This is a genomic window from Amnibacterium sp., from assembly GCF_051956055.1.
In the GTDB taxonomy this organism is placed as follows: Bacteria; Actinomycetota; Actinomycetes; order Actinomycetales; family Microbacteriaceae; genus Amnibacterium.
Window position 1 is genome coordinate 46,134 of record NZ_JBQCGC010000055.1, and the last position, 8,221, is coordinate 54,354.

General features: G+C 73.6%; 5 protein-coding genes. 4 read left to right on the forward strand and 1 reads right to left on the reverse strand.

Translation table 11 applies throughout. From position 1 onward, the window contains the following. Window positions 1–779: 779 nt before the first annotated feature. Window positions 780–1,475 carry a DedA family protein gene (locus ACTHLI_RS08375; protein ID WP_440182700.1) on the reverse strand — a complete coding sequence of 232 codons (696 nt, stop codon included), beginning with the start codon at window positions 1,473–1,475 and terminating at the stop codon, window positions 780–782. A gap of 63 nt (window positions 1,476–1,538) precedes the next feature. On the opposite strand from ACTHLI_RS08375, the gene leuS reads away from it, so the two are divergent. From leuS to holA, 4 genes are all read left to right on the forward strand, one after another. After that, window positions 1,539–4,079 (forward strand): leucine--tRNA ligase, encoded by a 2,541-nt coding sequence (gene leuS / locus ACTHLI_RS08380; RefSeq protein ID WP_440182701.1) that lies wholly within the window; start codon window positions 1,539–1,541, stop codon window positions 4,077–4,079. 85 nt (window positions 4,080–4,164) lie between these two features. Continuing rightward, window positions 4,165–4,767, forward strand: coding sequence for a helix-hairpin-helix domain-containing protein (locus tag ACTHLI_RS08385; RefSeq protein ID WP_440182702.1), 603 nt, complete (start codon window positions 4,165–4,167; stop codon window positions 4,765–4,767). Next, the gene (locus ACTHLI_RS08390; RefSeq protein ID WP_440182703.1) at window positions 4,764–7,070 is read left to right on the forward strand and encodes a ComEC/Rec2 family competence protein; all 2,307 of its coding nucleotides are present in this window, start codon (window positions 4,764–4,766) and stop codon (window positions 7,068–7,070) included. Before ACTHLI_RS08385 ends, ACTHLI_RS08390 begins: the two co-directional genes overlap by 4 nt. A gap of 10 nt (window positions 7,071–7,080) precedes the next feature. Then, window positions 7,081–8,103 (forward strand): DNA polymerase III subunit delta, encoded by a 1,023-nt coding sequence (holA, locus tag ACTHLI_RS08395; RefSeq protein ID WP_440182704.1) that lies wholly within the window; start codon window positions 7,081–7,083, stop codon window positions 8,101–8,103. Window positions 8,104–8,221: the final 118 nt, after the last annotated feature.

The following is an 8,221-nucleotide window of genomic DNA, read 5'->3' on the forward strand; positions in this document are numbered from 1 at the left end:
GGCCGTCTCCCCAGGGAGGCGGCCCTTCCGCGTCCCGACCGAGCACGTGAGCAGGTCGGTTGTGCTTCGGCACTTCGGCAGGCCGGTCCTGCTTCGGCACTCCGGCAGGCTGGTTGTGCTTCGGCAGGCCGGTCCTGCTTCGGCAGGCCGGTCCTGCTTCGGCACTTCGGCAGGCTGGTCGTGCTTCGGCAGGCTGGTCGTGCTTCGGCAGGCTGCGTGGCGCCTCCTGAGCCTGCTGAAGTGGATCTGGCCTGCTGGAGTGCTCGGCTGAGCACGTGAGCAGGCTGGCTCCCGCTTCGGCAGGCTGATCCTGCTTCGGCAGGCTGGTCGTGCTTCGGCAGGCTGCGTGGCGCCTCCTGAGCCTGCTGAAGTGGATCTGGCCTGCTGGAGTGCTGGGTCGAGCACGTGAGCAGGCCGGTTCCCGCTTGGGCAGGCTGATCCTGCTTCGGCAGGCCGTCCTGCGGCTCCTGAGCCTGCTGGCGTGGATCGGGCCTGCCGGAGTGCTGGGCTGAGCACGTGGGCAGGCTGGTTCTCGCGTGGGCAGGCTGGCTGCGCTTCGGCAGGCTCCGTGGCGCCTCCTGAGCCTGCTGGAGTGGATCGGGCCTGCTGGAGTGCTGGGTCGAGCACGTGAGCAGGCTGGTTCTTGCTTCGGCAGGCTGGTTCTGCTCCGGCAGGCCGTCCTGCGCTTCCTGAGCCTGCTGAAGTGGATCTGGCCTGCCGAAGTGCTCAGGCCGAGGTGCTCCTGCCGAGGTGCTGAGGCCGAGGGTCGGAGGACCGGGTCAGGGGCGTTCGAGGCGGTGGAGGAGCTTCCTGCCCAGCCAGACGAGGACGAGGAACACCACGACACCGCCCAGCACGATCCAGCCGGCGAAGTGCAGGTCGTGGGCGAGCGCCCGGTAGCTCGACCCCGCCGCCTGCCCGACGGACACGTAGAGCGCGGCCCACACCACGCACGCCGGGGCCGTCCAGGCGAGGAACCGCCGATAGGGGTACCGGCTGGCGCCGACGGTGACCGGGATCAACGCGTGCATCACCGGCAGGAAGCGGCTGATGAGGATCGCCGCCCCGCCGCGGCGCTCCAGCCACCGCTCGGCCCGCAGCACGTGCCGCTCGCCGATGCGCCGCCCGAGCCGGGAGCTGAGCAGCCGCGGGCCGAAGAACCGCCCGATCATGAACCCGATCGACTCGCCCGCGAGCGAGCCGGTCACCACCGCCAGCACGAGGAGCGACCAGTCGACCGGGCCGCGGCCCGCGGTCGCGGTGAACAGCACGATGGTGTCGCCCGGCACCACAAGACCGACGAACAGGCTGGTCTCGAGGAGCATGCCGACGGAGGCCACGACGTAGCGCCAGGCGCCGAGGCCCGCCAGCCCCTCGAGCAGGGCGGTCAGCCAGGCATCCAGGTGGCGCTCCTTCGTCGTCGCGCCCAGCGTACGGCGTCGTCGCGGGTCGCGGCGGACGGAGGGGGCGGGCACCGACCTCTACAGTGGAAAGCTGTTCCCGCGCCTGAAACACGCTTGAAACATGTGAGGACCGCGATGCCCGAGCCGACCGCCGACGCGCTGCCGACCCCCGCGCAGCTGCAGGAGAAATGGCTGCCGATCTGGCGCCAGGGCGACTTCTTCCGCACCGACGACCCGGAGGACAAGCGCCCCCGCAAGTACATCCTCGACATGTTCCCGTACCCCTCCGGCGACCTGCACATGGGGCACGCGGAGGCGTTCGCCTTCGGGGACATCACGGCCCGCTACTGGCGGCAGCGCGGGTTCAACGTGCTGCACCCCATCGGCTGGGACTCGTTCGGGCTGCCGGCCGAGAACGCCGCCATCAAGCGGGGGAGCGACCCCCGCGAATGGACCTACGACAACATCGCGCAGCAGAAGGCGTCGTTCGAGCGCTACGGCGTGAGCTTCGACTGGAGCCGTGAGCTCCACACCTCGGACCCCGAGTACTACAAGTGGAACCAGTGGCTGTTCCTCGAGCTGTACAAGAAGGGGCTCGCGTACCGCAAGGACAGCTGGGTCAACTGGGACCCGGTGGACCAGACCGTGCTCGCGAACGAGCAGGTGCTGCCCGACGGCACGAGCGACCGCTCCGGTGCCGTCGTGGAGAAGAAGAAGCTCACGCAGTGGTACTTCCGCATCACGGAGTACGCCGACCGGCTGCTCGACGACCTGAAGCAGCTCGAGGGCACGTGGCCCGCGAAGGTCATCGCGATGCAGCGGAACTGGATCGGGCGGAGCAACGGCGCGCAGGTCGACTTCCGGGTCGAGGGCCGGGACGAGCCGATCACGGTCTTCACGACGCGCCCCGACACGCTGCACGGCGCCACCTACATGGTCGTCGCGCCCGACTCCGATCTGGCCGCGGAGCTCGTCGCCGGTCAGCCGGCCGAGATCGCCGAGCCGTTCGCCGCCTACCTCGCCCGGGTGCAGTCGACGACCGAGGTCGAGCGGCTGAACACGGACCGGGTGAAGACCGGGGTCTTCCTCGGCCGGTACGCGATCAACCCGGTGAACGGTGAGCGGCTGCCGATCTGGGCCGCCGACTACGTGCTGTCCGACTACGGCACCGGCGCGATCATGGCGGTGCCCGCCCACGATCAGCGCGACCTCGACTTCGCGCGGGCGTTCGACCTGCCCGTGAAGATCGTCGTGGACACGTTCCAGCCGGTGACCGGCGTCATCCCCGTGATCCCGCCGGGCGGCGAGCTGCCCGAGATCGAGTCCGTCGACCCCGCGGTGACGGGCATCGCGCTCGCGGGGGAGGGCCGGATGGTCAACTCCGGCAGCCTGAACGGGCTCTCCAAGGCCCGCGCCATCGAGCAGATGGTGAAGGAGCTGGAGGCGGCGGGCACCGGCCGCGCCGCGAAGAGCTACCGGCTGCGGGACTGGCTGATCTCCCGGCAGCGCTTCTGGGGCACGCCGATCCCGATCATCCACGCCGCCGACGGCACCGAGATCCCGGTGCCGTTCGAGGATCTGCCGGTCCGCCTCCCGGACACCGAAGGGCTGGACCTCAAGCCGAAGGGCACCTCGCCGCTCGGCGCCGCGAGCGACTGGGTCAACGTGCCGAGCCCGATCGACGGCAGCCCCGCGAAACGCGACGCCGACACCATGGACACGTTCGTCGACAGCTCCTGGTACTTCCTCCGGTTCCTGTCGCCGAACGACGACACCCGCCCGTTCGACCCCGCGGAGGCGGACAAGTGGGCGCCCGTCGACCAGTACGTGGGCGGCGTCGAGCACGCGATCCTGCACCTGCTGTACGCCCGGTTCATCACGAAGGTGCTGTTCGACCTGGGGCACGTGCACTTCACCGAGCCCTTCAGCGCCCTGCTGAACCAGGGGATGGTGCTCTCCGGCGGCGCGAAGATGTCGAAGAGCCGCGGCGGCGTGAGCCTCTCCGACGAGCTCGCGACCTACGGCGTCGACGCGATCCGCCTGACCATGGCGTTCGCCGGGCCCCCCGAGGACACCATCGACTGGGAGGACGTCCGGCCGGGCGGCCAGGTGAAGTTCCTGAACCGCGCCCTGCGGCTCGCGATGGACGTCACCAGCTCGCCCGACGTGGTGTGGGCGAGCGGTGACGAGGCGCTCCGCCGGCAGACGCACCGGTTCCTCGCCGACATCCCCGGCCTCGCCGAGACCTTCAAGTTCAACGTGCTCATCGCGCGGATCATGGAGCTCGTCAACGTCACCAGGAAGGCGATCGACAGCGGGCCGGGCGGCGCCGACGGCGCGGTGCGGGAGGCGGTCGAGACGATCGCCGTCGCGCTGAGCCTGTTCGCGCCGTTCACCGCGGAGGAGATGTGGGAGCGCCTCGGCTACGAGCCGTCGGTGGCGCTGCAGGGCTTCCGCAAGCCGGACCCGACGCTCCTCGTCGAGGAGTCGGTGACCGCGATCGTGCAGGTCGACGGCAAGGTGCGGGCGAAGCTCGAGGTCTCCCCGAAGATCACGGCTGAGGACCTCGAGCGGCTCGCGAGGTCCTCGGACGTCGTGACTCGGTCCGTCGGCGGCAGGCGGATCGCACGCGTCGTGGTCCGGGCGCCGAAGGTCGTGAGCATCGCCACGGAGTGATCCTCCCTCCCTCCACAGGGCGGCCTTCTGGCCCCGGGTGCTGAGCGCGGTGCCAGGAGGAGGGGACGCGCCCTAACGTCCCCGCGTGGATTCGCTCCGAGCCCGCTTCGCGTCGGTGACGTCCGGTCGGCCGGGCGTGCTCGTCGCGCTCGCAGCGGTCGCCGTCGGGATCCTGCTCACCGCCGTGCTGATCGCGGCCGGGCAGGCCTCCGGCAGCACGGCCGAGGGATCCGGGGTTCGGATCGTCGCGACGACCGCGGCCCCGACGCCGCTGCTGGTCCACGTCAGCGGTGCCGTGCGCGCTCCGGGCCTCGTCGCGCTGCCCGCCGGCTCACGCGTGGCCGACGCCCTCGCGGCGGCGGGCGGTCCGACGGCCGAGGCCGATCAGAGCGGGATCAACCTCGCGGCACGGCTCGCCGACGGGCAGCAGGTCGTCGTGCCCGAGCGCGGTGCCGCGGCACCGGCTGCGACCGCGAGCGCCGCAGGCGCTGCCAGCGGGCCGATCAGCCTCAGCTCGGCGACGGCGGAGCAGCTCGAGACCCTGCCGCGGATCGGCCCGGCGCTCGCCGCGCGGATCATCGCGTACCGGGAGGCGCACGGGCCGTTCGCCTCCGTCGACCGGCTCGGCGAGGTCGGGGGCATCGGGCCGAAGACCTTGGCGGGCCTGCGCGACCTGGTGGTCCCGTGAAGCTCGTCCGGACCGGCCTGCTGCTGCCGGCCGCGGCCGTGTGGTTGCTCGCGCTCCTCGCGACCGCCCTGCCCGCGACCACGCCTGCGGCGGCCGCCTGCGCGTTCGGCGCCGCCGGCTGGCTCCTGCTCCGCGCGATCCGGCGCCGCACGCGAGGCGCCGCGCTCCTCGCCGCGGGCGCGCTCGGATGCGGCGCGCTCCTCGTCGCCGTCGTCTGGGGCGACGCGCACCGCCATCCTGACGGCCTCGTGACGGGGCGCCCCGCGACCGTCGAGGTCCGGGTGGATCAATCCGCGGTGCTCGAGGGGAACGGGCGGAGCGGCGCGCTGACCGAGCGCCGGATGCTGCACGGCTCGATCGTGAGGGCGGGGGAGCGACGGATGGACGTCCCGGTGCTGCTCTTCGCGGACGGGGGAGCGGCGCCGATCCCCGGCAGCGTCCTGCGGGTGCGCGCGAGCCTCCACCCGGCCGCTCCGACGGACGCGGCCGCGGTCGTCGGGTCGGCGCTCTCGCGGCCCACGGTCGTCGCACGGCCTCCTCCGGTGCAGCTCGCCGCGGCCGCTCTGCGAGCCGGGCTGCTCGGGCGCACGGCCCTGCTGCCGGGCGACGGCGGCGCGCTGCTGCCCGGCCTCGCGGTCGGGGACACCACCCGGGTAGGCGCCGACCTGCGGCTCGCCATGCAGGACGCGTCGCTCACCCACCTCACCGCCGTGTCGGGAGCGAACTGCGCGGTCGTGACGATCGGGGTGTTCGCGATCGCCGGCGCGCTCCGGCTGCCCCGCACCGTGCGGGTGCTGCTCGCCGGCGCCGCGCTCGCCGGGTTCGTGGTGCTGGTGACGCCGCAGCCCTCGGTCGTCCGCGCCGCGGCGATGGCAGCGGTGGCCCTGCTGTGCACGCTGCGAGGCGGCCGGGCGGCGGGCGTGCCGGCCCTGTCCCTTGCGGTGCTGGTGCTCCTCGTCTCCGATCCCTGGCTCGCCTGGAGCGCCGGCTTCGTGCTCAGCGCAGCCGCCACCGCGGGGCTGCTGCTGCTCGCACCGCCGCTCGCGGAGCGCCTCGGCCGCGTGCTGCCGCACCGGCTGGCGCTCGTGCTCGCGGTCCCGATCGCCGCGCAGGCCGCGTGCCAACCGGTGCTCGTGCTCCTGCAGCCGGGCATCCCCGTGCTCGGCGTCGTCGCGAACCTGCTGGCGGAGCCGGCCGCCCCGGTCGCGACCGTGCTCGGGCTGATCGCGTGCCTGCTCGGCCCCGTCGCACCTCTGGCGGCGGGTGCTGCCGCGGTGCTCGCCTGGGTACCGGCCGCCTGGATCGGCCTCGTCGCGCGCACCACCGCCCGAGCGCCGCAGCTCGGGTGGCCGGCGGGCATCCTCGGCGCGGTGCTCGCGGCCGTGCTGCTCGTCGCGGGCGTGCTGCTGCTCGCCAGGGCCGCGCCCCGACGGGCCAGGAGGATCGGCGGAGGGGTCGCCGTGGTCGCGGTGCTCGTCGTGATCGGCGCGGTCTCCGGTGGCGCGGTCGGCCGGTTCCTCGGCACACCCCGCGACTGGACCGTCGCGGCGTGCGACGTGGGTCAGGGGGACGGCCTCGTGCTGAACGGCGGAGGCGGCCACTTCGCGGTCGTCGACACCGGGCGGGAACCGGCACCGATCGCCTCCTGCCTCGCCCGACTCGGGGTGGCCCGCATCGACCTGCTGGTGCTCACCCACTGGGACGCGGATCACGTCGGCGCCGCGGCGTCGCTCGCCGATCGCGTCCGTACGGCGCTCATCGGCCCCCTCGATCGGTCCGCATCCACCGTGCTGCGGGCGGCCCTGGTGCGCGCCGGTGCCGCGGTGCATCAGGCGCGCAGGGGCGACACGGTCCGGATCGGTCGACTGCGCTTCGACGTGCTCTGGCCGACTGAGCCGCTCGGCGACCTCGGCACCGGCAACCCGGCGAGCATCACGCTGCACGTCACGGGCAGCGGCGCCTCCGTGCTGCTGACCGGCGATCTCGGCGAGGACGCGCAGAACGCGGTGCTCGCGGCCGGACCGCTGCCCCGGGTCGACGTCGTCAAGGTCTCGCACCACGGGTCCAGCGATCAGAGCCCCGCGTTCTACGCCGCGGCTGGAGCCGCGTTCGGGATCGTCTCCGTCGGCGCGGGCAACGACTACGGGCACCCGACGCGGCGGCTCCTCGCGATCCTCCGGGCCGTGGGGACCCTGCCGGTCCGGACGGACCAGGACGGGCTCGTGCTCGTGTCGTGGGTCGCCGGCCGCGTGCGGGTGTGGACCGAGCGGGCGGTGACGGCCGACGTCTGGACCCCTGGGTAGGTTCGAGGGCATGGCAGCCAGGGCCGCGACGCGCGCCACGACCGCGAAGATCGAGCAGGTCGGCTGGGACGCGGCGCGGCCCGCTCCTGTGGTGCTCGTGTCCGGGCCGGAGGAGCTGCTGGCCGAGCGGGCGATCCGCCGCATCCGCGAGACCCTCGCCGCCCAGGATCCGAGCCTCGAGGTCACGGACCTCGACGCCTCCGCGGCCGTGCCGGGGGATCTCACGACGCTCGCCAGCCCGTCGCTCTTCGGTGAGCCGCGGCTCATCCGGGTCGGCGCGGTCGAGCGGCTGTCCGAGGCGTTCCTGTCCGAGACGCTCCGGTACCTGGAGGCGCCGGCCGACGGGGCGACACTCGTGCTCCGCCACGCGGGCGGCGTGCGGGGGAAGAAGCTGCTCGACGCGATCCGCGGCGGCGCCGGGGGCGGGATCGAGATCGCGTGCGCAGAGGTGAAGCGCGACGCGGACCGCTCCGCGTTCGCCTCCGCGGAGTTCCGGGCGGCAGGGCGGCGGGTGGCGCCCGGCGCCCTCCGGGTGCTCGTCTCCGCCTTCCAGGGCGACCTCGCCGAGCTCGCGAGCGCGTGCCAGCAGCTCATCGCCGACACGAGCGGCGACATCGGCGAGTCGACCGTGCAGACGTACTACGCGGGCCGGATGGAGACCGATGCGTTCGCGGTCGCGGACGCGGCGCTCGCGGGCAGGTCCGGGGAGGCGCTGGTGCTGCTCCGGCACGCGATCGACAGCGGCGCGGACCCGGTGCCGATCGTGGCGGCCCTGGCCATGAAGCTGCGCTCGATGGCGAAGGTGCTCGATGCGCGCGGACCGTCGGCGAAGCTCGCGGGGGAGCTGGGCATGGCGCCGTGGCAGATCGATCGGGCGAAGCGCGACGCGCAGGGCTGGCAGTCCGCGGGCGTGGGTCGCGCCATCGTGTTCGCCGCCGAGACCGACGAGCGGGTGAAGGGCGCCGCGCGCGATCCGGAGTACGCCGTCGAACGTCTCGTCACGTTCATCGCGCACCGCGGCGAGCCGGCCTGAGCCGCCCCCTTCGTCGTTCAGGGGAAACGGGCCGGGCGGCGCCGGTCCAGCTGAACGTCGACGTGCCCGCCCCCCCTGGGGGCGGGCCCGACGGGGGACGGCGGCGGAGAGGGCGCGG

Coding starts and splice junctions, on each gene's coding strand:
- leuS (WP_440182701.1), top strand. CDS start 1,539: ATGCCCGAGCCGACCGCCGACGCGCTGCCGACCCCCGCGCAGCTGCAG.
- holA (WP_440182704.1), top strand. CDS start 7,081: ATGGCAGCCAGGGCCGCGACGCGCGCCACGACCGCGAAGATCGAGCAG.